Source organism: Chitinibacter sp. GC72 (assembly GCF_009760905.1).
Classification (GTDB): domain Bacteria; phylum Pseudomonadota; class Gammaproteobacteria; order Burkholderiales; family Chitinibacteraceae; genus Chitinibacter.
Window position 1 is genome coordinate 1 of record NZ_VIRW01000004.1, and the last position, 22,997, is coordinate 22,997.

Genomic DNA, 22,997 nt, shown 5'->3' on the forward strand with positions numbered 1-22,997 from the left:
GCGGTTAACGGTGTTGGTGATGGATAACGCGACAGTGCATCACCATTTTGATGAAGAGGTGGTCAATCGTTGGTTGGTGGATCATCGTTTTGTGGTGATGTACTTGCCAGCGTATAGCCCTGAGCTCAATTTGATCGAGATCGTGTGGAAACACGCCAAGCATTTTTGGCGTAGCTTCAAGTCGTGGAGCAAGGATAAATTGGTCGAAGAAGTCCACACCCTTTTATCCGGCTTCGGTTCTAAATTTAATATCAGTTATGAGTAACTACTTACCTTTGTTATTTGTTGGCGTTTAGATTTTATTCCAAACGCGTTTGCATGGCTGAGAGGGTATTTTCAATATCGGTAATACTGTGCGCTACACTGACAAATCCGGCTTCAAACGCCGATGGTGCCAGGTAGACGCCTTCGGCCAGCATGGCGTGGAAGAAGGCGTTGAAACGGCTGCGGTCGCTGTTCATGACGTCGTTGTAGCTGTGTGGGATGTTTGGGCTGCAGTAAATACCGAACATGCCGCCGACTGATTGGGCGGTGATCCGTTTTTCTGCGGGCAAAGCTTGGCCAATCGCGTTCAGTCCGTCGGTAAAAGCCTTGGTTTTGGCGCTGAGTGCTTCAAAAAACCCGGGTTTGCTGATTTCCTGCAAGGTCGCCATACCAGCGGCGACAGCGAGTGGGTTGCCCGATAAAGTGCCGGCTTGATAAACAGGACCGAGCGGCGCGAGCTTGGCCATGATGTCGGCGCGGCCACCAAATGCCGCCAGTGGCAAACCACCGCCAACCACTTTACCCAAACAAGTTAAATCGGGGGTAATGCCATGCAGGCCTTGTGCGCATTGCAGTCCAACGCGAAACCCCGTCATCACTTCATCGTAAATCAGCACTGCGCCATGGTCTTGCGTTAATTTGCGCATAGCGGCGACGAATTCTTTGCTTGGCTGCACCAAATTCATATTGCCGGCGATCGGCTCGACGATTAGTGCGGCGATTTTGTCGCCTTGCTCGGCAAATACGGCTTCGAGCGCGGCGACGTCGTTGTATGGCAGAACAATCGTGTCAGCCGCGACCGCAGCGGGTACACCGGCTGATGAGGGGTTGCCAAAAGTAAGCAAACCCGAGCCGGCTTTAACCAGCAGGCTGTCGGCGTGGCCGTGGTAGCAGCCTTCGAATTTGATCAATTTATCGCGGCCAGTAAAGCCACGGGCAAGGCGAATCGCACTCATCGTCGCTTCGGTGCCGCTCGACACTAAGCGCACTTGCTGCATTGAGGGCAACATTTGGCATAGCAGGTCAGCGATGTCGATTTCGCCTTCGGTCGGCGCGCCAAAGCTCATGCCGTTTTGTGCGGTGCGCGTTACCGCCTCGATCACTGCTGGATGCGCGTGGCCCAGAATCAGTGGGCCCCAAGAGCCAACGTAATCAATATACTTTTTACCGTCGGCATCCCAAACATATGCGCCCTCGCCTTTTTTGAAAAAACGCGGCGTGCCACCAACTGAACCAAAAGCGCGTACTGGCGAATTCACACCGCCAGGGATGTGTTGCTGTGCTGCGGCAAAGAGTTGTTCATTGCGAGTTGTCATAGATACCTCTGGATTGTATAGCTTGGTAGGTCAATATTAATGAGCTCTGCATTAATATACCCCTATAAATGAATCAGGGTCAGCGCTGCTGACCCTGTGATATTGATATTTTACCAGCTTGAAAAAGGTTTTTCCGACAGCGCACTATTGTAATATCGCGCATCTCCCGAGACTTCTTCACCCAGCCAAGCGGGCTGCGGGAAAGCCTCTGTTTCGCTGCTCAGCTCGATTTCAGCCACAATCAGGCCGCTGTTTGCGCCGTGGAATTCGTCGATTTCAAAGGTGTATCCATCGATTGCGACCAAATGCCGGGTTTTATCGAGCACATTCGGGCAGAGCTTAAGCATGTCCAGCGCGTCGCTAGCGGGAATGGGGTATTCAAATTCCAGGCGGCTAATCCCGTCGTTCTTGCCTTTGATGGTTAAAAAACCGGCTTCGCCCTTAACACGCACACGAACGGTACGTGCCGGTTCGGCATTCAGATAGCCTTGTGCAATGCGTGTACTGCTGGAAACCAGATCCCGCCAATTGCCATTTCTGAGCAGGAATTTTCTTTCGATTTCAATCGCCATTATTCAACGGCCTGCTTGATGATTGTGACATCCTTCAAGTGATAGGCCTGATCATCGGCCAGATACACGCCTTTATCCCATTCGGTATTGAGCTCGTAGACGCCCCAATCTTGGTGTCCTTGGCTGCTGATGGCCGCTTTAGCCTCGTCGATTTTGCAAAAAACCTGCATGCCACGGTAATAGCCGTCTTTATCGAGCAATTGCGCTGGAAAATCGGCGGGCAGCTTGGCTTTTTCGGTGCGGCCCGGTGCGGGTTCGGCTTTGTTTTCTTTGAGAAATTCCTTGATCTGATTGGGGCCAATGGCATATACGCCGCACTGGGCTTTGGGCTCGCCACAGGCCGACAAGAGTGCCGCGAAGCTTGCGGCCAGAATGATGGTTTTCATAGGGTTCTCAAGTTCATATCAAGTGAAGTCAATCAAGGCCTGTGCACGCAACACGGCGATTAAAAAGGTTTGACGATAACCAGAATCACCACGGCAATCAGCACCAGCACGGGTACTTCGTTAAATACCCGGTACCAGACATGGCTGCGGGTATTGTTGCCTGCGGCAAAATCGCGATAGATTTTGCCACACCAGGCGTGATAAGCAATTAAGAACGCTACAAGTGTGAGTTTGATGTGCATCCACACCCAGCCCGGCCCGCTGTAAAAATCGTAATAAGCCCAAGTCCAGATGCCAAAAATCAGTGCCAGTGCGGCAATTGGCGTCATAAAGCGGTAAAGTTTGCCTGCCATTAAATTGAGCCGTGCGATTTCAGCTGGCTCGGTGGCCATGGCCTGATTGACAAACAGCCGTGGCAAATAAAACAGCCCGGCAAACCAGCTAATCACAAAAACTAGGTGAAACGCTTTAACCCACAGCATGATGATTTGATTCCAACGATTGGGTGAGAGAGCTGCACTGTATCTGGCAGCGCCAAAACGTAAAACCATACCGCATGTGGTGTCAGTTGTCTTTGATGCTGATGTCCACCACGCTTGTTTTTAAGGGAGTTTCGCTACATGCGTGGTGGGCATCAAACTGAACTGATATTGAATTCAGTTGAAATCAGCGCTTTTTCTTTTTGCCGCTTTTTTTGGCTGGAGCTGCTGCTGGTGCAGACTTTTGTGTTGCCTCATACAGAGGCTGGACTAGCGGGATTTTGGATTGCAATTCGGCAATCCGGGTCTGGCTGGCCGGGTGAGTTGACAAAAATTCTGGCGTTGAACCCTTGCTGGCTGCAGCCATCTTTTGCCATAGTGTTACCGAAGCTTGTGGGTTATAACCAGCCCGGGCAGCGAGTTCCAAGCCCATTACATCGGCTTCTGATTCATGGGTGCGGCTATTGGGCAGTGCCAGTGCCAGATCATAAGCCTGACTGCCTACGCCTAATGCCGTATCCGTTAAACCTGAATATTTACCACCACTCAGGATCGATGCTGCAAAAGAAATACCGCGCATCCCCATTTGCTTGTTGTATTCCTCGCTCATGCGCTCGCGGCTATGCTCGCGCAGGGCGTGGCTGATTTCATGCCCCATAATCTGGGCAATTTCATCGTCGCTCAGTTTGAGCTGCTCAATAATGCCGGTAAAAAACATGATCTTGCCGCCTGCCATGCAGTAGGCATTGAGCTGGTCATTTTGCTCGACATTAACTTCCCATTTCCAGTTCACCGCTTCCGGGCGGAATACACTAGTGTGCGGTATGAGTTTATTGGCAATTTTTTTCACCCGTACGCTGGTCGGGTGATTTGCTGGCAGCAATACGCGTCTCTGGCGCGCTTCATCAATTGTTTCGCTATATGCTGCTGCAGCCATTTTTTCGACTTGCTCGCTAGGAAGCAAAGTACTCATATTTTGCTTGCGATTAGCGCCAATGGCGCCACCCTGGGTTGTGTTGACTTGCTGACAACCTGCAAGCAGAGACAAGCTGAGTGCTGTAATCAGTACAGTAACTTTCATTATTGACCTTCTAAATTCAAGAAATATTGGTAATTCAAACCAATCCAAACATCCTGCACACCTAGCAGTAGCGATAACTGCATAGGCAGAGCCAGTTGGCTTTCCGGTTTGAAAAAACCTATTGTACTGATTTTAAACTGACAAATAACGAAAAAAATGAGCGGTATTGATCGGGAAAGTTATCCATACAACATTGTGATTCAGCACATAGACCCTGTATGCGATCGTGTGCTTGGCTGGCCTTCAAGGTCTATGCATGAATGATGGCTGAAGGATTGGTCAAGATAATCAATTCACGCCATCATGCTGATTAAGCAGAAAAAACCTGAGCCCGGTTAAATCCCATGGCAACAGGGCTGATCAGATCTCTATCATGTCAAAATCATCTTTACGTGCGCCGCAATCAGGACAGGTCCAGTTCGGGGGAACGTCTTCCCAGCGCGTGCCAGCGGGAATATCGTCTTCGGGACGGCCTTCGGCTTCGTCGTAGATAAACGCACAAATCAGGCACATATATTTTTTCATCAGCGTAAACCTATACAGAGTGGTTTAGAATTCGGGTTCTGGGGCTAGAAACAGCGCCCTCGGATTTTAAACTTATTCTGGGCTATTTCCACTTATGATTTCCACTCCGCCGACTGTACTGGTTTTTGCCGCCAACGACCCATCGGGTGGCGCTGGCCTGATGGCCGATGTACTGACGCTGGCCTCGCTGGGCTGCCACAGCTTGCCGGTGGTCACTGCGATGACGGTGCAGGATACTGCAGGGGTACAAAGCTTTCAGTCTGTCGATAGCGAGTTTCTGGATGAGCAGGCACGCTTTATCCTGGAAGACATCAAAATCGACGCCATCAAGGTGGGCATGGTGGGCACGGTGGAAAACTTGGCCGTCATTGCCGAAATCGCTTCGGATTACCCGGATATTCCGCTGATTCTGGAGCCGGTATTCAGTATGGGCCGTGGCGAAGAGCTGGCCGATGAAGACCTGTATAGCGCCATGCGCGAGCTATTGCTGCCGCATAGCTTTCTGGTTAGCTGCAATAGCGATGATGCCCGCAAGCTGGGTTCGGATGATCCGGAAGAGCAAGAAGATCTGCCACTGGACGCCGCCGCCCAGCGCATTTTGCAATGCGGTTGCGAGTATGTGCTGATTGCCGGCACGCATGAAAAAACGCCCAAAGTCGTCAACACCCTGTACAGCACGCTAGGCCGTGTGCGCAGCGATAACTGGGAACGCCTGCCCGGCAGCTTCCATGGCGCGGGTGCCACGCTGGCTTCGGCGCTGGCTGGCGCGCTGGCCAATGGTGCCGATGTGGCCACCGCCATGCAGGAAGCGCAGGAATACACCTTCCAGGCCATTTCCAACGGCTATCGCCCCGGCATGGGCCAAATGATTCCCGACCGGCTATTCTGGGCCCGCCCACCGGCCGATGAAATACCGCCAACGGTGATCGAGTTTGACGCCACCGATGATGCCGAGCCCAAATCGGTGCAATAAATCATATTGAGTCTGAGCCGGATTGAAGCGCAGTGCGCTTGCTGATGGCCGCTGCTGGAAAGAGTGATGTCCCTACCCCAAGTCATTATTTTGAACGGCTGCAGCAGTGCGGGTAAAACCAGCATTGCGCGCGCCTTGCAGGAATTGCTGCCGCAGCAGTTTCTTAATTTCAGCCTTGATACGCTGCTTGATGGCCTGCCGTGCAGCGATCTGGCCCAGCTGCAAAGTGGCGCAGCGGTACAGCGTAGTGGGCATGATTTTGCGCAGCTGGTGCGCGCCTATCATTACGCCCTGCCCGGTTTGCTGCAGGCAGGCTGCCAGCTGATGATCGACAATGCCTGGTGCGAGCGCGCCGAGAAGCGCGAGCTACTGACCGAGCTGGCTGGCTATCGTGTTCTGCTGGTCGGGGTGCACTGCGATTTAGCCGAATTAAACCGCCGCGAGCAGCTGCGGAGTAATCGTCCCGCCGGGCTGGCCGCCTGGGAGCTGACTCGCGTGCATCAGGAACTCAGCTACGATCTGGAAATTAATACCGAGGGTATATCGCCAGAAGATAACGCCAAATTGATCTACAAGCATATACAGGATGGATGTATCTTGAATGGCGCAATCGATACGCTGGCGCACTTGAATATGCTGGGCTAAGCGCCAATGCTAGTGGGGAATTCACGCGAATTATCGCCCACCTCGGAGCCTGCCATGTTCAGTTATTACCAACTCACCGTCCCTGTTTACACCCGCGCGCTCACGCAGCTGGCGCACCTGCTTGATAAAGCCGCCGATTTTGCGCTGAGCAAGAAAGTCAGCGACGAAACCATGCTGGGTCTGCGCCTTGCCCCCGATATGCTGCCGCTGGTCAAGCAAATCCAGATTGCCTGTGACACGGCCAAATTCGGCGTTGCGCGCCTATCGGGCAATACCGCGCCCAAACACGACGACAGCGAAAAGACGCTGGCCGAACTCAAAAACCGCATCGCCGCCACTCTCGAATTTATCAACAGCATCCCGCCCGACGATTTTGCGCAAGCCGACAGCAAAATCATCACGCTGTCGTATATGCCGGACAAACCGATGAAGGCCGATTTCTACCTGCAATCCTTTGTTGCCCCGAATCTCTATTTCCATCTCACCACCGCCTACGCACTGCTGCGCAGCAACGGCGTCGAGCTGGGTAAAAACGATTATCTGGGGCCGATTGGCTGATTGTGGCGGATCAGCCAATCGGCAGAAATACGTTTGGCCAGGAACGCAGCTCAAAACAAAACCCCCATTACGGGGGTTTTGGTATATGCGTGTAGCATTTTGCCTATCTAGGCTAGAGAGCTATACCCTGGCTTTGTTCGGCCAGCACCATGTGCCTGATTTTCAGTGCTTTCTCAAAATGATCCAGCTTGTGCGTCTGTATCCACCATGTCGCCGCTTCCATCAGCAACTCAGGATCGTCGTTTTTATTGGCGAAAAAAGCATAAAACGACAAACCTACGCCCTCGCCTTTCAGCGCGATTTTCTGCTCGCAGACGGCGAGGATTTTTTGTTGGAGTGTGGGTCGCACGGATTATAAAACCGTCGCTAAATGTTTGACCAAGCTGCTTTCTGAGACAAACGTTAGGTCATGCATGCTACTCAAACCTAGTTCTTCTTCTGCATTTAGCCCTGCGACACATAAGATAAAACGTGAAGCTGGAAGATTCAGGCGTTTTTTCAAGCGGGTGTATTTCGCAATACTTTCTCTAAATTCGCCTGATTTACATTCAATACAGATAGGTAAATTGCCATTAGCCAGTATGAATACATCAAACTCATGTAGATCTTCGTTGGCAAATTGAACCTTCATGCTGCGGGCGATGGAGAATGCACGTTTCTTTTGCTGGATGATTTTGAGCGATTGCATCATTGCATGCCACTCAAGCCACTCGCCATTAAAAAAGCTTTTAATTGCAGGGGCGCTTTGCAGGTTCAAACGCAGTTTTTTTCTTGTTTGTTGTAGTTGTATCGTGAAAAGAATGAATAGCCATACAACTTGCGACACAATTCATTGAACAGTTGTGCCTCTTTCTGGCTACGTTCTGCAAGCTCGAAAAAGACGGAGTCATAGCCTTTACGCTGATTGAATTTCACTCGATCAAGGACTTCTCTCATCATTGGGTAGTGCTCCCCCAAGATTTCTGCTCCTTCATCAAAAAAGCCGCTGGTGTCGACTGCTGAAAAATCGAAGTCAGGCTTAACTTGAAATTGCGCTAACCATTTTGCGATTGGTTCATGCTGGCTTGCGGTCGCAAGTTCTCTTGTATTTCTTACCTCAAGATTTTCATTCTCAGTAGGTGTGTCTTCTTCTTGTTCTGATAAGGCTTGTTTTAGAACAGAAATTTCTTTGTTTGCGGAGAAATATTTAGCGAGTAAATGCTGAACAAATTTAGTCGTGGCATACACCGGTGTTGGAGTAGCACAAGCCGTGCAATTTGCGTTAGTGCCGATGTAAAGATCTTGTAGTTCTTCAAGATGCCCGCATTTGTTGCAGCGATAGATAGCCATTTCTATTTTTCATTACAATTTTAAAAAGCAATCGTAACTCAAAATTAAGTTGATAGCAGCTTTTGAGGCTGCGTTTCACATCGATGTGGCAATGATGTACTGAGTATGACTTGATTTTCTTTGAAGTGTGTTTTTGGGTATTGCCATCAAGTTCAATCAAACTAATTACTGTATGGCAATACCCTGCATAAGTATTACAAATCCGCTTCCACCTCATTCCCCCGCGCTTCCAGCCATGCGCGGCGGCTACTCGCTTCTCCCTTGCCCATCAGCATATTCATCAAATCACGCGTATTGGCGCTGACGTCCTGAGGAATCGACACGCGCATGACGCGGCGGGTGTCGGGGTTCATGGTGGTGTCGAACAATTGTTCGGCGTTCATTTCCCCGAGACCCTTGAAGCGCGAAATGCTCCACGCGCCTTCGCGGATTTTCTCAGCACGCAGTTTATCCAGAATCGCGGTCAACTCGCCCTCATCCAGTGCGTAGAATTTACGCGGCGGCTTGGCTTTGCCACTGCCCGCCACGTCAACGCGGTAGAGCGGCGGCTGCGCAACGTAGATATGGCCATTCATGATCAGCTGTGGGAAATGGCGGTAAAACAGCGTGAGTAGCAGCACCTGAATGTGCGAGCCATCGACGTCCGCGTCGGACATGATGATCACTTTGCCGTAGCGCAGGCCGGATAAATCAACGGTGCTGTCGAGTGTGTGCGGGTCGACGCCGATCGCGACGGCCATGTCGTGCACTTCGTTATTGGCGAAAATCTGGTCTTTATCGACTTCCCACGTGTTCAGCACTTTACCGCGTAGCGGCAAAATGGCTTGGAAGTCTTTATCCCGGCCGAGCTTGGCCGAGCCGCCGGCCGAATCACCTTCGACGAGGAATAATTCGCAGCGTTCGGTTTCGTCCGATGCGCAATCGGTTAGCTTGCCCGGTAATACGGCGACGCCGGACGATTTTTTCTTTTCGACTTTCTGCGCGTTTTTCTGCCGCGATTGTGCGGCGCGAATCGCCAACTCAGCCAGTTTTTTACCGAGATCAACGTGCTCGTTCAGCCACAGTTCAAACGGCGCGCGCACCATCGCCGAGACGAGTTTCAGGCCATCGCGGCTGGTCAGTTTGTCTTTGGTTTGGCCTTGGAATTGCGGGTCGAGCACTTTGGCGGAGAGGACAAATGAGCAGCGACTGAATAAGTCTTCCGGCAGCAGTTTGACGCCCTTGGGTAGCAGATTGTGAAAATCGATAAAGGTTTTGACGACTTGGAATACGCCATCGCGCAGGCCGCTTTCGTGCGTACCGCCCGCTGGTGTTGGAATTAGATTGACGTACGATTCGCGGTTGACGAGGCCATCTTCGGTCCACGTTAGCGCCCACGCGCAGCCTTCGCCGCGGCTGAAGGTGTCGTCTTCGCCTTCAATGTATTTCTCGCCCTGCAAAATCGGCACGATTTGCGTGTAGCCCGCTACTTGCTCGTTCAGATAGCCCTGCAGACCATCGGGGTAGCACCAGCGTTTTTCGAGCAATTCACCGTTCGCTTGCTCGACATTCAAAATCACCACCAAGCCGGGTAACAAGACGGCTTTGGATTTGAGTAGGTGTTCGAGTTCGGCTTGTGGAATCGTTGGGCTATCAAAATACTGCGCATCAGGTTGCACAAACACGCGCGTGCCGGTGTCTTTCTTTGTGGTGGTTCCCAATACGGTCAGCGGTGAAATCACTTCGCCGCCGGCAAACACCAGTTGATTGATCTGGCCTTCACGGCGCACTTCAACTTCAAGGCGCGTTGCCAAGGCATTGGTCACCGAAACGCCAACTCCGTGCAAACCGCCGGAGAACGCGTACGCGCCACCGTCCTTCTTGTCGAATTTACCGCCAGCGTGCAACTGTGTGAAAACGACTTGGACGGTTGGTACGCCCTCTTCTGGGTGTAAACCCACCGGAATGCCGCGGCCATTGTCGATGACGCGCATGGATTGATTGCGGTACAGCGTCACCTCGATCTGCGTGGCGTAGCCGCCGAGTGCTTCATCGGCAGCATTGTCGATGACTTCCTGGCAAATATGCAGTGGATTATCGGTGCGGGTGTACATGCCCGGACGGTGGCGGACAGGGTCAAGGCCTTTTAAGACCTTGACCGACGATTCGTCGTATTTAGGAGCTGCCATTGTTTCACGTGAAACCAGATGATGAATTGCGGCTAAGTCTAGCAGAGAAAGCGTTAGCTGGAGATTGTGTTTCTTTTGAAGTTGAAAGAGAAATGCCGATTTACTTTCACCTTTCATTGGCCTCGCAATGTGCAGCGGAAAGCTAAAATCAACAACTTTTTAGCATGGGTATATTGATGCGAAGCATTTCTGGATTGATTTACATGTTCATACCTCGTTGATGAAGCATCCTCGTACCACTCCGTCTATGTCATAGCTAGGCGTATCTCTGTAGATATTATCGTGCAAGGACCTAGAGCAATATAAGTTGTCATTTATTACTCCGGTCTGGATTGGGGTTTTTACTTACTATAAACTGTTTTTTATCTGACTTTTGCGAATTTAAGAAATGCTCACCATTACAGACCACCAGATCATCCAGCTTGGCGATATTTGGCATACCGCTGCGTTCGAGAAATTACGCCAGGCCGAACGGACGCGGTTTTTAACCGAGTACTACGGGGATGATGAATATGACGATGAAGATGATGTGTACGAATGCAAGTTAGAAATGGCACGGCGCTGTATCTTCTTCGATGGCGATGCAAGTCTGAGCCGCGACGAGTGGGAAGTGCTGTGCAAGGCAAATGATGAATCGCTCTGGCTGGTAGTCATTGGCAATCTGGACTTCCACGGCGGCCCCCTGCCGAATGGCTATTACAGTGGTCAGACCTGGGTAACCGGTGATGTACAGTGCGATGGCGTGGCAATTTCCCCAACCGAGCAGCCGACCATCGGCGGCAATCTGACGGCACGGCACTACGCAGCCTTCTTTGGCCGGGATGACGAAGCAATCCATCGCGGATTTCAAGGCCGGGTGGACACGCCACATGCCTTTTTCTGGTATCACGACTGGCGCAACATCACACTGAACGACGATACGGTGCTGCACATTCAGTGCGGTTGCAGCGATTTTGTCGAGCCTGATTCGCCGCGCTGGTTTTTCGGCCATGACGATCTGCTGGCTTTGCACCCCACATTGTTCTGGGCGCCTTCCGCCTGGGGGAATACCCAGCAGACCTGGTATTTCAGTGCGCTATCGAGCCGCATGGCGGCTAAGGAATCGGTATATATCGAAGGCTTTGACCCCGCCTGCCTACCCTTGCTGACCCAGGCTCGCAGCCACCTCAAGCATCAGCAATGCAAGGAAGCCTTCCTGCACTGCAAGGCCGCCATCGCGCTGGCAGCAGATTACCAGCCCGCCTGGCTTGGCGCGGCGGATGCGCTTTACAAAGCCAATGCGCTGGAACAGGCCATCCCCTACGCACAACGTGCTGTGGCCTTGCTGCCCACACAGCTGCGCCATGTCAACAACGAAGCCAGCGTTATTCTGGGGCTGTCCCTGCTGCGACTTGGACAGTGGGATGCGGCGATTGCCGTGGCCACGACTTCGATTGAGGACTGCCAGAAACATGAAAAAGGCAATCTGGAAACCTGTCGCGTATTGTTTCGTGTGCGCGGCGAAGCATTCCTGCGGCGCGGAGATCTGGAGCCGGCAAGGCTCGATCTGCTCCAGGCTTCCGAAATGTCCTACTTCGGCACCCTCTGCCACTGGCTGGCTGGCCTGGCGCATTACCAGCTGGGCAGCCATGACGCCGCCGAAACGCTACGGCAGCGCTCCGGCGAGTTTGCCGAGCGCAGTTACGAATATGAGGAATATGAAGAACTGCGCGGCTCCGATTTTTATTATGCGCGTCCGACGCGGGTCGATTGGGAGTCGCAAACACTGGCCGAGCAGCCGGAAGAAGTACGCGATACGGATTACTGGCTGCGCTATCTGCAGGCGCAGGCGTTTGACAGTGAAAAATGCTTCCGCGCCATTCCTGCGGAATTCCTTACGCCGGAATTTTGCCTGGCAGCCATAAGGCACTGCCCCAAGGCCAGCCACGGCGACACCGACATCTGGGTCGCCAAACATTTCCCCGCAGACGCATTTGACGCCACTGTTGCCACTCGCTTGATTGAGTGCAGCGCACGTAATCTCAGCTATATTCCGCCCCGCTTGATCAGTAAAACCTTGCTATTGCAGGCCACGCAAGGCGCTTTCGATCTGGCGCTGGTGTCTTCGGAACTGCTTGATTCCGAGCTGTGCTACAAGCTCGTCGAGCGAGGTGTGCCGCCCAATTCACTGCCAGCCGAATGGCTCGATCATGCGCTGTGCCTGCATGCCGTGCGGCATGAAGTTCGCGCCATTGAAACCGTCCCCGGCAAATTCAAGGACGAGACTTTTTATCTTACCGCGCTGGCTTGGGCAGATAGTCAATGGTGGATCAGCAATCGCATCCCACAGCGCTATCTCAAGCCGGACATGATCTGCAGGGCACTGGCTATCAATTTCGGGCTGATTCAGCACTTGCCCGGCAAGCTGGTCGATGAAACGGTGTTTGAGCATGCGCAGACACAATGCCCAGATCCCGCACTCTGGGCGCAGCTGATCACCCGACATGGGCGAGATTTTCGCAAGCTCGGCCACGGGCAAGACTGTGCCGAGGATTGCTGGGCAGTATTTTGGGATGAAGAACTCATCCTGGCCGAGATCAATAACGATGGCGACCACCTCTCTCCTTTCGAGATTCCGGCCGACAAGTACACGCAGCAGATTGCCGACGCGGCGTTTGCCCGTGACCCCATTCATCTTGGCAGCATTCCGCGCACCTTTATCACGCAGAAAATGGCCGAGCATTTCGCCAGGGCCCATCCCGATAGGCTGCATGATGTGCCACTTCCTCTGCGCAGTGAGCGGGTCTGCCAGCTGGCCGCCGAGCATTCCCGGGACAAGGGCGGATATTTCCGCCATGTGCCGCTGGCGCTGCGCGACCAGAATAGCTGCATCACCGCCCTGTTGCACAATGCAGAAAACGCGGCCTTCATCCCGCTGGCGCAGGAATACGCGGTGTACGACACCTTGCTCGGTGCGAGTGCGAAAAACAATAGTCGCAGAAACAACATGAGCGTGGGGCGCATGCTCTGCCGCCGCGGCTTGGGGGCATTCACGCTAGGGCTCGTGGATCAGGCATTGGCAGATTTTGATACCGTCATTGCCCGCGGCCAGAACACCACGGACAAACCGGGGCTGCTGTCGAGCGTATTCGGCAGCAAAAAACCACGCGGGCAAGCCGAGGATTTTAATGACGAAGACGTGAACGATGCCCGTCTCTACAAAGCCTGGGTTTACAAGCAGCAGGGCCAGCTGGACGCCATGCGAGGCGTCATGGCAACAATGGACCAGCCGTATCACGAGCTGCTTGAACACTTCTCGCGCAGCGAAGTGCATGATGCAGTGGAATTCTCGCTGCAGCACTACGAGGCTTATCTTGGTGCCGCCGGGCAAGCCATTCAGGACGGCAACTACGCCGAGGCGCTTGAGTTCACGCTGCAGGCCAGAGCACTGCTGGAAGTCGCCCAACACCCCGATCCGCATCTATGGGCTTTTGTGCTCGACCATTTGCGCTTCATTACCTACGAGCTGGCCTTATTCGACGAGAACCAGCGCCTGTGCCGCGAAATTCTGGATCGGCTGGCCAATGTCCTCCCCTGGCCTTACCTGGAGGCTGACAACATCCTGCGCGCAGCCCGCCGAGCCGCCAGCAATACCCTGGCTTGGACGCTGGCCGATTCGGACGACCCGGCCGAGATCGAACTGGCTGTGAACTACGCCAATGCCGCACTGGAGCACGCGCCCATCGAGGATAAATCGGTCACCGACCCCTTCCTGGAAACCGCCGCACGCGTCCTGCTGCGCGCCGCCGAACTCGACCCGGCCCGCCACCTCGCCGCCGCCCAGCGCATCGTCAAACGCCTGGCCGCGCTCAAGCCCAAGGCACGCGGCGAGATCAGCGACCCGCGCGTGCTGGCGGCACTGGCCGCATTGGAGGATGAGGCGATAGCACCGAGTTGAGGGCTCGCTTGGCCACCATCCCATGCCCACTCAGCTCATATAGCCCTTCGTTATGACTGGATGCAGGCAGTGATCCGAGTTGAGTGGAAATTTCCAATCTATCGTTAGATTTTAATAGGGTATTGCTCTGTAGGTTTTATTTTTATTAACGTATGTGGCAATACCTATATAGAAAGCCAAATCAAATTATTGTTTTAAATATTGAATACAAGGCAACGGCATGACTCTCGCTGCGGATTTTTTGACTGTTGAAGACCACCAAATTATGTCGCTGGGCGACATTTTCATTGATTTGGGCCTCCTGTTTCGAATCGTTCTGGAGAAGGATCGTGCGCAGTTTTATGCCTTTTGTGGCGAAGAAGATGAAGAGGCCTACGCCAGAGCACGCGATATGAGCTTGCCCTGCGCATTTTTCTGCGGACATACCAAACTAAGTAGCGAGGAATGGCAGCACTTGCGTGCCAAGCACGGAGGTAAGCTGGCGCTGGTGGTGATGGGGCATCTGGAATTCTCTGGAGGCCACCTGCTTTGTACTGATCACGCGCCGATTTTTACCAACGGCGATGTATGTTGCGATAGCGTGTGGATTTCCTCTGCTAGACCACCTGTCATCGGTGGCTGTCTCACGGCGCGGCACTATGTGGCCTTTTTGGCTGATGAACATTCTGTGCGGCGCAAAGGCTTTCAGGGCCAAGTGAATACGCCGCACGCTTTTTTCTGCTTTCATGATTGGCGCGATATCACGCTCAACCTAGAAGCAGTGCTGCATCTCCGGCATGAGCAAAGTGATTTTGAAGAGCCAGATCATCAATACTGGTTTGACTGGCGTGATGACGTGAAGGCGCTACGCAAGGAACTGATTTGCGGTGTCGCGGATGCGCAGAGCTGGGATCTGGTGGCAATAAGTCACTGCATGGTGGCGGGTGAATCCATCTTTAACGAAGGCTTTGATCCGCTCTGCTTGCCGCCGATGAATCAGGCCTGTGTATTCCAGCCGATGCAGCACCCGCACACTTTTGTGCACAGCAAAACAATTGCCGATCACCAGATCGTCTCATTAAGTGAGGTTTGGACTAACCCCGCTTTTCAGCCGCTAGCCGAGCTTGATCGGCTACAGTTTTTGGCTCGTCGTGGCGATGACGAATACTACGAGAGCGAGCGTGATATGGAATCGCTTTGCGTATTCTTCGACGGCGATGCGCGGCTAAATCGTGATGAATGGAGAGCCTTGTGCGCAGAACATGAAGGCGAGGCACTCTCGTTGGTCGTGCTGGGCAATCTGGAATACTCCGGCAGCACGCTGCCCGGCGGTTATTACGAAGGCTTGGCGTATGTGCTCGGTGATCTGGTCTGCGATGGTGTGCAGATCACGCCCAGCTATCCACCAGTCATCGGCGGTAGCTTGATTGCGCGCTACTATGCAGCGTTTTTGGGAGAGGACGACGAGACTCTACACAGCGGCTTTCAGGGTCAGGTTAAGACGCCTCATGCGCTGTTCTGGTTTCACGACTGGCGCGAAATCTCGCTAAACAAAGATGCGATCTTGCACATGATGTGTAGCGACAATGACTTTGAAGTGCCGGACAACCCGCGCTGGTTTTACTGGCACGATGACCTGATGGCACAACGTGTGGAGCTCAGTTACGGCCCGGATGCGAAATGGTCGGATACGCAAACGTGGAATCTTGAGGCTTGGGAGTCGTGTATGGCCGCGGGAAAATCAATCTTCATTGACGGTTTTGATGCAGATTGCCTGCCGCTGATGAATCAGGGACGTACTTCACTTCAGCAAGGACAGTACCAGCAAGCCTTCGAACATTTCAAGGCGGCTATTGGGGTCGCACCCAATTACCAGTTGGCCTGGATCGGGGCGGCGGATGCATTGTATTGGGCAAATGCCTTAGAACAGGCCATTCCGTATGCTGAACGTGCCGTGGCGCTAATGCCGAAAAAACTGCGTTATCTACATAGCGATGCCGCAAATACGCTGGCGCTGTGCCTATTGCGCTTGGCGCGTTGGGACGAGGCCATTAAGGTGGCGGATGCTTCGATCAGTCATAGTCAAGGTGAGGATAGTTTGAAAGCTCGCAGGTTGAGCTTTCGCGTGCGCGGTGAGGCGTATCTTAAGCGTGGCGAGTTGGTGCAGGCGCGTGATGATTTGGTGCGCTCTGTCGAGTTATCTCCCTATTGGCAGGGTGCGGATGTGTATCACTGGCTGGCAGGACTGGCGCACTACAAACTCGGAGAGTTCGAAGCTGCTAAGGCCATGCATCAACGGGCAAGCCATCTTTCTAGCGCGTTTGCCAATATCTCGTTCGAGGATTGCGACGGTGCCGATTTCCGTTATCCGCCAGCAATCAGAGTGGATTGGGCATCGTGATAATGCTGGCTATGTATACATCTCGTGTAACTGGACAATGGTTTTACTGTGTCCGGCTGTTAAATCACCGTGTGTAGCTGCTGTGTCTCATAAGTCGGGAAAGACTTCGCGAAAGTGAATGCATGTTGAGTGCTTCCATTGAGCCGCAGCAATTCCAGCGCGGCTTTGGCTTCAAGCAGTGTGGGGATGTGCCCTGCGGGTATCCACCACAGCACCAGCGCTGGGCCGTCGATGTTGCCAAACCAGGCTTTGCGCTGTTTTAGCAAGGCCAGATGCTCGCCGGTGTAGACGTAGCGCTGCAGGTCTTCCAGCGATGCCCAGACTGACATATTGGCAATGATCAGCGGATCGGCGTCGTAGCTGATGTCGGTGGCATTGCCGCTGTCGCTTTGCAGCCGCCAGATAAAGCCAGGGCTTTGTTCGGCGAGCTGGTTGATGGCATCCAGCTGTTCGGTAAAGCCCGCCATCAGCGGGTTGTCCAGCGGCGCGATGGCGCGGCCGATATTCAGTTGGGCCAGTTGCCAGTGACTCATGTGCGAACTCCGCCAAATTGTTCGATCAGTTCGTCAAAAGATAAAAAAACGTCTTCTTGCTGTGCAGCTTGCTCCCATTCCTGCATGGCCGGATGTGCCAGCATGGTATCAACATAGCGCGCAATATCATCGGGTAGCTGCACGCCATAGCTGTAAAGCCGCCAGACCACGGGTGAATACATGGCGTCGGCAATCGAGAATTCGCCAAATAGGTAATCTCCCGCCACCTGATTGCTGGTGGCCATTTCGCGTGCATTGCGCCAAATGGCGAAAATCCGGGCCAGATCGGCGGCAACTTCCGGTGTATTGGCTTTGCCTTTGGCGCGCAGGCGCACATTCATCGGCAGCTGGCTGCGCAGCGCGCCAAAGCCCGAATGCATTTCGGCGCAGATACTGCGCGCCCGTGCCCTGGCTTGGCGGTCTGCTGGCCACATTGCGGGGTATTGCTCTGCAAGGTATTCACAGATTGCCATAGAGTCCCATACCCTGAAGTTTTGATCGTGCAGGCATGGAACTAGGCCGTTATCCGAATACGCGCGATGGCTGGCTTTGATGCCCTTACCGTCTACGCACACCACGGTTTGCGTAAACGGGAGATTAAAATGCTTGAGCAATAGCCAGGGCCGTAGCGACCAGGACGAGTAGTTTTGATAGCCAATATAAAGGTGGTACATCATTGCTCCCGGTGTGGCAAAGTTTGGAAATATGGCCGGATATCCAGTTCGTCGGCACAAAAGCGCAGCTCGCCCTGCCCCTCGATCAGAATCTGCCCGGCGCCCAGTAGGTATTGTTCGCCCGCCCGCAGCACCACATCCTGCGGGTGGCGATTGCTCGCCAGCCAGACCTGGCCGCTGTCGCAACACAGCTGGGCATCGCGCCCAAGGCGGGCAAGCAGCAATTCGTGATGTTCCAGCTGCAATTTCAGATAGCGTTCCATGCTTTTATCCCCGCTGATGAAACTGTAGCCACTGGGCGATGGCCGGATGAGCCCATTGTTGCTGCGCGTAATGGGCGAGTTTTTCCGGCACGGCGTCGCCATTTTTCAGCAGACGATTGAGCATCAGCGCTAAATCCACATCGGCAATGCACCAGTCGCCAAAAATCGGCCCACCCTCGTCGCCGATCAGTTGCCCGGCGGCGGCAAACAGCTTGCTGGCGGCCTGCTGCGCGGCAGCGCTTAAAGGCTGATCGCTGGGCTGCATGAAAATCACTTCGGTGGAGCGCTCTAACCGGATCGGCAATAAATCACTGCGCAGCCAGGCCTGAATCTGCCGGGCGCGGGCTTTTTGCTGGGCATCGCGCGGGTATAGCGGCGCTCCACCCCAGTTTTCGTCCAGATATTCGCTAATGGCCGAAGATTCGCTTAAACAGAAATCGCCATGCTGGAGCATGGGAACGCGTGCCGAGAGCGAATCATGCGCAAATTGCGCCGCGTGCTGTGCGCCAGCAGCCAGATCGACGGTATGCAGCGTGAATGGAAGCTGCTTGACGGTGAGTGCCACAAACACCGACATCGCGTATGGGCTGGTGTAGAGTTGATCCACATAAAGGTGTAAGGAATCAGTGTGCATGGTGCTCTCCTAATCAGAAGGCAAAAATTCCCCCGCGTCGTTACTGCGCCTCGCCGTACATGTTTATGTACTGTCTTCGGCTTTGTGCCTTGCGTGGAAATTTCTGGCTTTTATGTATGTCATTTGTATTCACTATATCGAATGATTACACTTTGATCGCTGATGTTTTCTATCTGAATATGTGAACAAAATTCACACAAGGCCATTATGAATCCCTTACCGCCCCTTCCCGCATTACGCGCCTTTGAAGCGGTTAGCCGCTTGGGCAGCGTGGTGAAAGCCGCCGATGCGCTGTCGGTGACGCACAGCGCGATTAGCCACCAGATTCACGCGCTGGAAGACTATCTGGGCCTGCCGCTATTCGAGCGCAGCGGGCGCAAGCTGGCGCTGACCGAAGACGGGCGCAATTACGCGCTGCAAATCCGCATGGCGCTCAATGATATGGCCGAGGCGACGCGCACGGTGCGTGCCAGACCCAAGCCCAATGAAATCAAGCTGACGACGATGCCATCGTTTGGTCTGGGCTGGCTGATTCCACGGATTCCCGAATTTCAGGCGCTTTTTCCGCAATACCGCATCGATATTCGCGCCAGCCTGGGCTTTGACGATCTGCACACCGGCCAGCTTGATCTGGCCATCCGCATGGGCGCGGGGGATTGGGAAGGGCTGAAAACGCAGCATTTGCTTGATGATTATCTGGTTGTGGTGGCCGCCCCCCATTATCCGCACCTGCCGAAAACGCTCGCTGAACTGGCTGGATTGGAAAAGCTGCAAATCATTGGGACCTTGGAAAAGTGGAGCAGCTGGGTCAAGGAAGCTCAGCTGGGCGACTGGTCGCCAACTTTTGGCTTGTTTTGCAATGATAATAATCTGGCGCTCACCGCTGTGCGGCTGGGGCAAGGGATAGCGCTGGCGCGGCTGTCGCTGGTGCTGGACGAGCTGGTCGATGGCCGCCTGCAACTGGTGGGCAATGTGATTGCGCCTCATCCCAATCGCTACTGGCTGGTGTGGGCGCCACGCGTTGACGGCAGCGCTAAGCTGCATCACTTTATGCAGTGGATTACGCAGCGCGCTGCACAAAGCCAGCAGCAGATGCAGGCGTATATTGATGGGGTATATTCAGCTGAATAATATTTAATAGGCTCTGTGGGTTTATACGGTGCTGGGTATTTAAGGTAGATTGGATAAGAAAGTGCTATTTCCGGGCCTGTGTTGCAAGCAGGTATAAGCCGTTGTTGCGGTGCGTTTTAAATCTTGCTGCCAAGCTTGTCGCAGTCTAGTTTGGTATGACGTCTTGTGAGATAAATTCATGCAACTGCTGCAACTTTCCCCGCTTTGGCATCACTCCCGGCAATGGCAAGGTATTCTGGCCAGCGGCCCCGAGGAGCAGCTGGCCGAGCTCGACCGTATGCTGGCCGAGTTCCCAATTTCCACCCACCTGACCTGCTATAGCCAGCTGGCGCTGGCATCGGCGCAAGCCCTTCGCCCCTTTGACGAGCAGCAATTGCTGCTGGGCGTGAATGACGTCGGTGCGCTGGCCGCGCTGGGCGAGCAGCAGCTGGCGTTTGGCAGCTGGTATACGCAGGCAGCCCCGGCTGTTTGCGCGCCAGCTAAGCCCGAATTGCTCGAGCTGGTGGCACTGGTAACCTCGGATGCCGAGATTGATCAGCTGGAGCTGGTGTTCTCCCGCGCGCCGGATCTGACCTTTCGCCTGCTGAAACTGGTGAACTCGGTGGGCATGCGCTCACGAGTGGAAATAGCCAGTATTCGCCATGCCATTACGGTGCTGGGACGCAATCAGCTACAGCGCTGGGTGCAGTTGCTGATGTATGCCGAACAGTTTGCCGAATCGGGGAGCATCTCGCCTTTATTGCTCGCTGCGCTGCTGCGCGCGCGCCGACTGGAAGGATGGGCCGAACACGGCTGGCTCTCTGCCAGCCCGGATTCGGCCTTTTTGCTGGGCATGCTGTCATTGCTTGACCAGTTATTCCAGCAGCCACTGGCACAACTGCTGGCTAGCCTGCCGCTCAGCGATAGCATGAAAGCAGCTTTATTAAATAAAGAGGGGGTATTAGGCCAGGCGCTAGCACAGGCAATCCATATGGAGACATACCTCGATGATACTGTCTGGGCTATCCACCCGTTGCAGCAGCAAAGCTGGATGAAAGCCGAGGTCGATGCTTATCGCTGGGTGGCCCTGCTGGCCGAAGGTTTGCAGCGATGACCCCTGGCAACGAGCTTGAACCGGCCATCCGTATTCTGGGCGATATCAATGCTTCGCTGATAGCGCTGGATCTGGAAGGTTATATCACCGGCTGGAACGGCGGTGCCGAGCGATTGTTCGGTTATGGTAGCGACGAAATACTCGGCCAGCATGTGCTGACGCTGTACGCCGAAGAAACCGAGGACGAGGCCGATTTATTCAACCATGTGATCAGTGCGGGCGAAACCACGCTGGAAGTCAAACGCCGGCACAAGGATGGCCGTGAATTCTGGGTGCAGATCCATTTGAATGTGGTGCGCGACGAGGCCGGCCGGCCATTGCGTATGGTGGGTTTTATTCATGATATTAGCGACCAGATCAGCGACCAGATCCGCTCGCGCCTGCTTGCATCAGTGTTCAAGCACACGCCTGACGCCATTGTGATTACCGATGAAAACGCCAGGCTGATCGAATGCAACCCAGCGTATCTGGGCATGATGGGCGATCAGCTGCCCCAGCTGTTGGGCAAAGTACCCAGTTTTATGCGCGAAGAAATTGGCCGCAAAGGTGCAGACAAAATAACGATAGACGCGCATTTGCAAACCATGGGTCACTGGGAAGGCGAGCTCTGGCTAAGCCGCAGCAATGGTGATGTTTTCCCCGCCTGGCTCAGTTTAAGTGCGGTGCATGGCCGGGAAAAATCGCTGCTCAATTATTTTGCCGTGATGGCTGATCTTAGCGAGCGCAAAGCCGCCGAGGAGCAGATTTTCCGGCTGGCCTATTTTGATACGCTAACCCGCTTGCCCAACCGCAGTCATTTGTTTTCCTTGCTCGAGCAAGCACTGAGCGAGGCGCGGCGCCAGCAAAGTAGTGGCGCATTGCTGTGTTTTAATATTGCCGGTTTCAAGGCGATTAATGACTCGTTTACGCATCGCGGCGGTGACGAGATTCTGGTCGTTGTCGCCGAGCGCATCCGCAGCTGCCTGCGCGATGAAGACGTGCTGGCACGTTTTGGCGGCGATGAATTCTGCATTGGCCTGTTTGATATCCGCCAGCGCGAAGATGCCGCGATTGTGGCCGAACGGATCATGGCCGCTGTGGCGCTGCCCTACTATATCCAGCAGGAAGAAATCGTGATCAAGGCGCATATCGGGATGAGCGTGTTTCCCGAAGATGGCCGCGATGCCGATAAACTGATCAATCTGGCCGCGATTGCGATGCACAGAGCCAAACAGGGTCGGCAATCCGCGCTGTTTTACTCCAGCGAAATGAATCAGCGCTCGCTGGCGCGGCTTAAATTGTCGACTGATCTGCACCATGCGCTGGAACGCGATGAATTCGAGCTTTACTACCAGCCGCAGGTCAGCGCCAAAACCGGGCTGATTTGCGGTGCCGAAGCGCTGGTCCGCTGGCGGCATCCGCAGCGCGGTCTGGTGCCGCCAAATGAATTTATCCCATTCGCCGAGGAAACCGGTCTGATCGTGGCGATTGGTAGCTGGGTTTTCAAGGCAGCGTGCCGACAGTTGGCGCAATGGCGACAACAGGGGCTGCTGCTGGAGCGGATTGCCATCAATTTGTCGCCACGGCAATTTAGCCATCGTCTGGTGGCTGAAATGACTGCAGTGTTGGCTGAGTACCAGATTGCCGCTGAATGGATAGAGCTGGAAATCACCGAAACTTTACTGATGAAGGCCGATGAAGACATCTCGGCCATTCTGGATCAATTGCATCAGGCCGGATTCACGCTGGCGCTGGATGATTTTGGCACGGGCTATTCAAATCTGGGCTATTTGCGCTCGTTTCCGCTCGACTATCTGAAAATCGACCAGAGCTTTGTCCGCGGGCTGCCACAGAACAGCAGCAATGTAGCAATTGTCCGGGCGATTATCGGGATTGCCCAGAATCTGGATCTGCAACTGATCGCCGAAGGCGTTGAAAACGAAGAGCAGGCCCAGTTTCTGGCCAGCCTCGATTGCCATCAATTGCAGGGCTATTATCTGGCCCGGCCGTTGCCAGTGCATGAATTTGAAGCGCTGCCGCCAACCCGCATCCTGTTTGAACCCAAAGCCGCCTGAAA

At 53.9% G+C, this 22,997-nt stretch carries 23 protein-coding genes; 9 read left to right on the forward strand and 14 right to left on the reverse strand.

All coding sequences use genetic code 11. The features are described 5' to 3' along the window. The coding region (locus FLS37_RS04840; protein WP_157314830.1) for a transposase at positions 1-265 on the forward strand (265 nt) is incomplete at its 5' end. A gap of 34 nt (positions 266-299) precedes the next feature. On the opposite strand, the gene hemL is transcribed toward FLS37_RS04840, so the two are convergent. The 6 genes from hemL to FLS37_RS04870 all read right to left on the reverse strand — a co-directional run bounded on the left by hemL (position 300) and on the right by FLS37_RS04870 (position 4,623). Further along, the gene (gene hemL / locus FLS37_RS04845; protein WP_157314831.1) at positions 300-1,580 is read right to left on the reverse strand and encodes a glutamate-1-semialdehyde 2,1-aminomutase; all 1,281 of its coding nucleotides are present in this window, start codon (positions 1,578-1,580) and stop codon (positions 300-302) included. Positions 1,581-1,690: 110 nt separating this feature from the next. Next, complete coding sequence (locus FLS37_RS04850) at positions 1,691-2,152, reverse strand: CYTH domain-containing protein (RefSeq protein ID WP_157314832.1); 462 nt, start codon at positions 2,150-2,152, stop codon at positions 1,691-1,693. Continuing rightward, complete coding sequence (locus FLS37_RS04855; protein ID WP_157314833.1) at positions 2,152-2,538, reverse strand: DVU_2496 family lipoprotein; 387 nt, start codon at positions 2,536-2,538, stop codon at positions 2,152-2,154. The genes FLS37_RS04850 and FLS37_RS04855 overlap by 1 nt, the downstream gene beginning before the upstream one ends. 59 nt (positions 2,539-2,597) lie before the next feature. Beyond that, the gene (locus FLS37_RS04860) at positions 2,598-3,026 is read right to left on the reverse strand and encodes a CopD family protein (RefSeq protein ID WP_374756831.1); all 429 of its coding nucleotides are present in this window, start codon (positions 3,024-3,026) and stop codon (positions 2,598-2,600) included. Between the two features lie 178 nt (positions 3,027-3,204). Continuing rightward, entirely contained in the window at positions 3,205-3,990 is a 786-nt protein-coding gene (locus FLS37_RS04865; protein WP_232522495.1) for a M48 family metallopeptidase, read from the reverse strand. Between the two features lie 468 nt (positions 3,991-4,458). Then, positions 4,459-4,623 carry a rubredoxin gene (locus tag FLS37_RS04870; RefSeq protein WP_157314836.1) on the reverse strand — a complete coding sequence of 55 codons (165 nt, stop codon included), beginning with the start codon at positions 4,621-4,623 and terminating at the stop codon, positions 4,459-4,461. 94 nt (positions 4,624-4,717) lie between these two features. Between FLS37_RS04870 and FLS37_RS04875 the strand changes: the two genes are divergently transcribed. The 3 genes from FLS37_RS04875 (at position 4,718) to FLS37_RS04885 (ending at position 6,799) form a co-directional block, all read left to right on the forward strand. Next, complete coding sequence (locus FLS37_RS04875; RefSeq protein ID WP_157314837.1) at positions 4,718-5,596, forward strand: hydroxymethylpyrimidine/phosphomethylpyrimidine kinase; 879 nt, start codon at positions 4,718-4,720, stop codon at positions 5,594-5,596. Positions 5,597-5,662: 66 nt separating this feature from the next. After that, positions 5,663-6,241, forward strand: coding sequence for a chloramphenicol phosphotransferase CPT family protein (locus tag FLS37_RS04880; RefSeq protein WP_157314838.1), 579 nt, complete (start codon positions 5,663-5,665; stop codon positions 6,239-6,241). 54 nt (positions 6,242-6,295) lie between these two features. Continuing rightward, positions 6,296-6,799: a DUF1993 family protein gene (locus tag FLS37_RS04885; RefSeq protein ID WP_157314839.1), complete on the forward strand. Its 504-nt coding sequence runs from the start codon at positions 6,296-6,298 to the stop codon at positions 6,797-6,799. Between the two features lie 112 nt (positions 6,800-6,911). Here the strand turns inward: FLS37_RS04885 and FLS37_RS04890 are convergent, their stop codons facing one another. From FLS37_RS04890 to parE, 4 genes are all read right to left on the reverse strand, one after another. Further along, positions 6,912-7,148: a DUF6500 family protein gene (locus FLS37_RS04890; RefSeq protein ID WP_157314840.1), complete on the reverse strand. Its 237-nt coding sequence runs from the start codon at positions 7,146-7,148 to the stop codon at positions 6,912-6,914. A 3-nt stretch (positions 7,149-7,151) separates the two neighbouring features. Then, complete coding sequence (locus FLS37_RS04895; RefSeq protein ID WP_157314841.1) at positions 7,152-7,556, reverse strand: hypothetical protein; 405 nt, start codon at positions 7,554-7,556, stop codon at positions 7,152-7,154. Then, positions 7,553-8,128 carry a hypothetical protein gene (locus FLS37_RS04900; RefSeq protein ID WP_157314842.1) on the reverse strand — a complete coding sequence of 192 codons (576 nt, stop codon included), beginning with the start codon at positions 8,126-8,128 and terminating at the stop codon, positions 7,553-7,555. Before FLS37_RS04900 ends, FLS37_RS04895 begins: the two co-directional genes overlap by 4 nt. 194 nt (positions 8,129-8,322) lie before the next feature. Then, the gene (parE, locus tag FLS37_RS04905) at positions 8,323-10,296 is read right to left on the reverse strand and encodes a DNA topoisomerase IV subunit B (protein ID WP_157314843.1); all 1,974 of its coding nucleotides are present in this window, start codon (positions 10,294-10,296) and stop codon (positions 8,323-8,325) included. A gap of 388 nt (positions 10,297-10,684) precedes the next feature. On the opposite strand from parE, the gene FLS37_RS04910 reads away from it, so the two are divergent. Then, positions 10,685-14,233, forward strand: coding sequence for a tetratricopeptide repeat protein (locus FLS37_RS04910; RefSeq protein ID WP_157314844.1), 3,549 nt, complete (start codon positions 10,685-10,687; stop codon positions 14,231-14,233). A 220-nt stretch (positions 14,234-14,453) separates the two neighbouring features. Continuing rightward, positions 14,454-16,613 (forward strand): tetratricopeptide repeat protein, encoded by a 2,160-nt coding sequence (locus FLS37_RS04915; protein ID WP_157314845.1) that lies wholly within the window; start codon positions 14,454-14,456, stop codon positions 16,611-16,613. Between the two features lie 59 nt (positions 16,614-16,672). On the opposite strand, the gene FLS37_RS04920 is transcribed toward FLS37_RS04915, so the two are convergent. The 4 genes from FLS37_RS04920 to yfcF are packed head-to-tail and all read right to left on the reverse strand — an operon-like array spanning position 16,673 to position 18,717. Further along, a complete protein-coding gene (locus FLS37_RS04920) occupies positions 16,673-17,146 on the reverse strand; it encodes a DUF3291 domain-containing protein (RefSeq protein WP_157314846.1) in 474 nt (157 codons plus the stop codon). Next, the gene (locus FLS37_RS04925) at positions 17,143-17,823 is read right to left on the reverse strand and encodes a glutathione S-transferase family protein (protein ID WP_198314492.1); all 681 of its coding nucleotides are present in this window, start codon (positions 17,821-17,823) and stop codon (positions 17,143-17,145) included. The genes FLS37_RS04920 and FLS37_RS04925 overlap by 4 nt, the downstream gene beginning before the upstream one ends. After that, a complete protein-coding gene (locus tag FLS37_RS04930) occupies positions 17,820-18,083 on the reverse strand; it encodes a DUF2917 domain-containing protein (RefSeq protein WP_157314847.1) in 264 nt (87 codons plus the stop codon). Before FLS37_RS04930 ends, FLS37_RS04925 begins: the two co-directional genes overlap by 4 nt. 4 nt (positions 18,084-18,087) lie before the next feature. Then, entirely contained in the window at positions 18,088-18,717 is a 630-nt protein-coding gene (gene yfcF, locus FLS37_RS04935; protein WP_157314848.1) for a glutathione transferase, read from the reverse strand. A gap of 207 nt (positions 18,718-18,924) precedes the next feature. Between yfcF and FLS37_RS04940 the strand changes: the two genes are divergently transcribed. From FLS37_RS04940 to FLS37_RS04950, 3 genes are all read left to right on the forward strand, one after another. Then, positions 18,925-19,848 (forward strand): LysR substrate-binding domain-containing protein, encoded by a 924-nt coding sequence (locus tag FLS37_RS04940; protein ID WP_157314849.1) that lies wholly within the window; start codon positions 18,925-18,927, stop codon positions 19,846-19,848. A 178-nt stretch (positions 19,849-20,026) separates the two neighbouring features. After that, on the forward strand, positions 20,027-20,941 hold the full coding sequence (locus tag FLS37_RS04945; protein ID WP_157314850.1) for an HDOD domain-containing protein: 915 nt from the start codon (positions 20,027-20,029) through the stop codon (positions 20,939-20,941). Continuing rightward, on the forward strand, positions 20,938-22,995 hold the full coding sequence (locus tag FLS37_RS04950) for a bifunctional diguanylate cyclase/phosphodiesterase (protein WP_157314851.1): 2,058 nt from the start codon (positions 20,938-20,940) through the stop codon (positions 22,993-22,995). The genes FLS37_RS04945 and FLS37_RS04950 overlap by 4 nt, the downstream gene beginning before the upstream one ends. The last annotated feature ends 2 nt before the right edge of the window (positions 22,996-22,997 follow it).

Coding starts and splice junctions, on each gene's coding strand:
- hemL (WP_157314831.1), bottom strand. CDS start 1,580: ATGACAACTCGCAATGAACAACTCTTTGCCGCAGCACAGCAACACATC.
- FLS37_RS04850 (WP_157314832.1), bottom strand. CDS start 2,152: ATGGCGATTGAAATCGAAAGAAAATTCCTGCTCAGAAATGGCAATTGG.
- FLS37_RS04855 (WP_157314833.1), bottom strand. CDS start 2,538: ATGAAAACCATCATTCTGGCCGCAAGCTTCGCGGCACTCTTGTCGGCC.
- FLS37_RS04865 (WP_232522495.1), bottom strand. CDS start 3,990: ATGAGTACTTTGCTTCCTAGCGAGCAAGTCGAAAAAATGGCTGCAGCA.
- FLS37_RS04870 (WP_157314836.1), bottom strand. CDS start 4,623: ATGAAAAAATATATGTGCCTGATTTGTGCGTTTATCTACGACGAAGCC.
- FLS37_RS04875 (WP_157314837.1), top strand. CDS start 4,718: ATGATTTCCACTCCGCCGACTGTACTGGTTTTTGCCGCCAACGACCCA.
- FLS37_RS04880 (WP_157314838.1), top strand. CDS start 5,663: ATGTCCCTACCCCAAGTCATTATTTTGAACGGCTGCAGCAGTGCGGGT.
- FLS37_RS04885 (WP_157314839.1), top strand. CDS start 6,296: ATGTTCAGTTATTACCAACTCACCGTCCCTGTTTACACCCGCGCGCTC.
- FLS37_RS04900 (WP_157314842.1), bottom strand. CDS start 8,128: ATGGCTATCTATCGCTGCAACAAATGCGGGCATCTTGAAGAACTACAA.
- parE (WP_157314843.1), bottom strand. CDS start 10,296: ATGGCAGCTCCTAAATACGACGAATCGTCGGTCAAGGTCTTAAAAGGC.
- FLS37_RS04910 (WP_157314844.1), top strand. CDS start 10,685: ATGCTCACCATTACAGACCACCAGATCATCCAGCTTGGCGATATTTGG.
- FLS37_RS04915 (WP_157314845.1), top strand. CDS start 14,454: ATGACTCTCGCTGCGGATTTTTTGACTGTTGAAGACCACCAAATTATG.
- FLS37_RS04920 (WP_157314846.1), bottom strand. CDS start 17,146: ATGAGTCACTGGCAACTGGCCCAACTGAATATCGGCCGCGCCATCGCG.
- FLS37_RS04925 (WP_198314492.1), bottom strand. CDS start 17,823: ATGATGTACCACCTTTATATTGGCTATCAAAACTACTCGTCCTGGTCG.
- FLS37_RS04930 (WP_157314847.1), bottom strand. CDS start 18,083: ATGGAACGCTATCTGAAATTGCAGCTGGAACATCACGAATTGCTGCTT.
- yfcF (WP_157314848.1), bottom strand. CDS start 18,717: ATGCACACTGATTCCTTACACCTTTATGTGGATCAACTCTACACCAGC.
- FLS37_RS04940 (WP_157314849.1), top strand. CDS start 18,925: ATGAATCCCTTACCGCCCCTTCCCGCATTACGCGCCTTTGAAGCGGTT.
- FLS37_RS04945 (WP_157314850.1), top strand. CDS start 20,027: ATGCAACTGCTGCAACTTTCCCCGCTTTGGCATCACTCCCGGCAATGG.
- FLS37_RS04950 (WP_157314851.1), top strand. CDS start 20,938: ATGACCCCTGGCAACGAGCTTGAACCGGCCATCCGTATTCTGGGCGAT.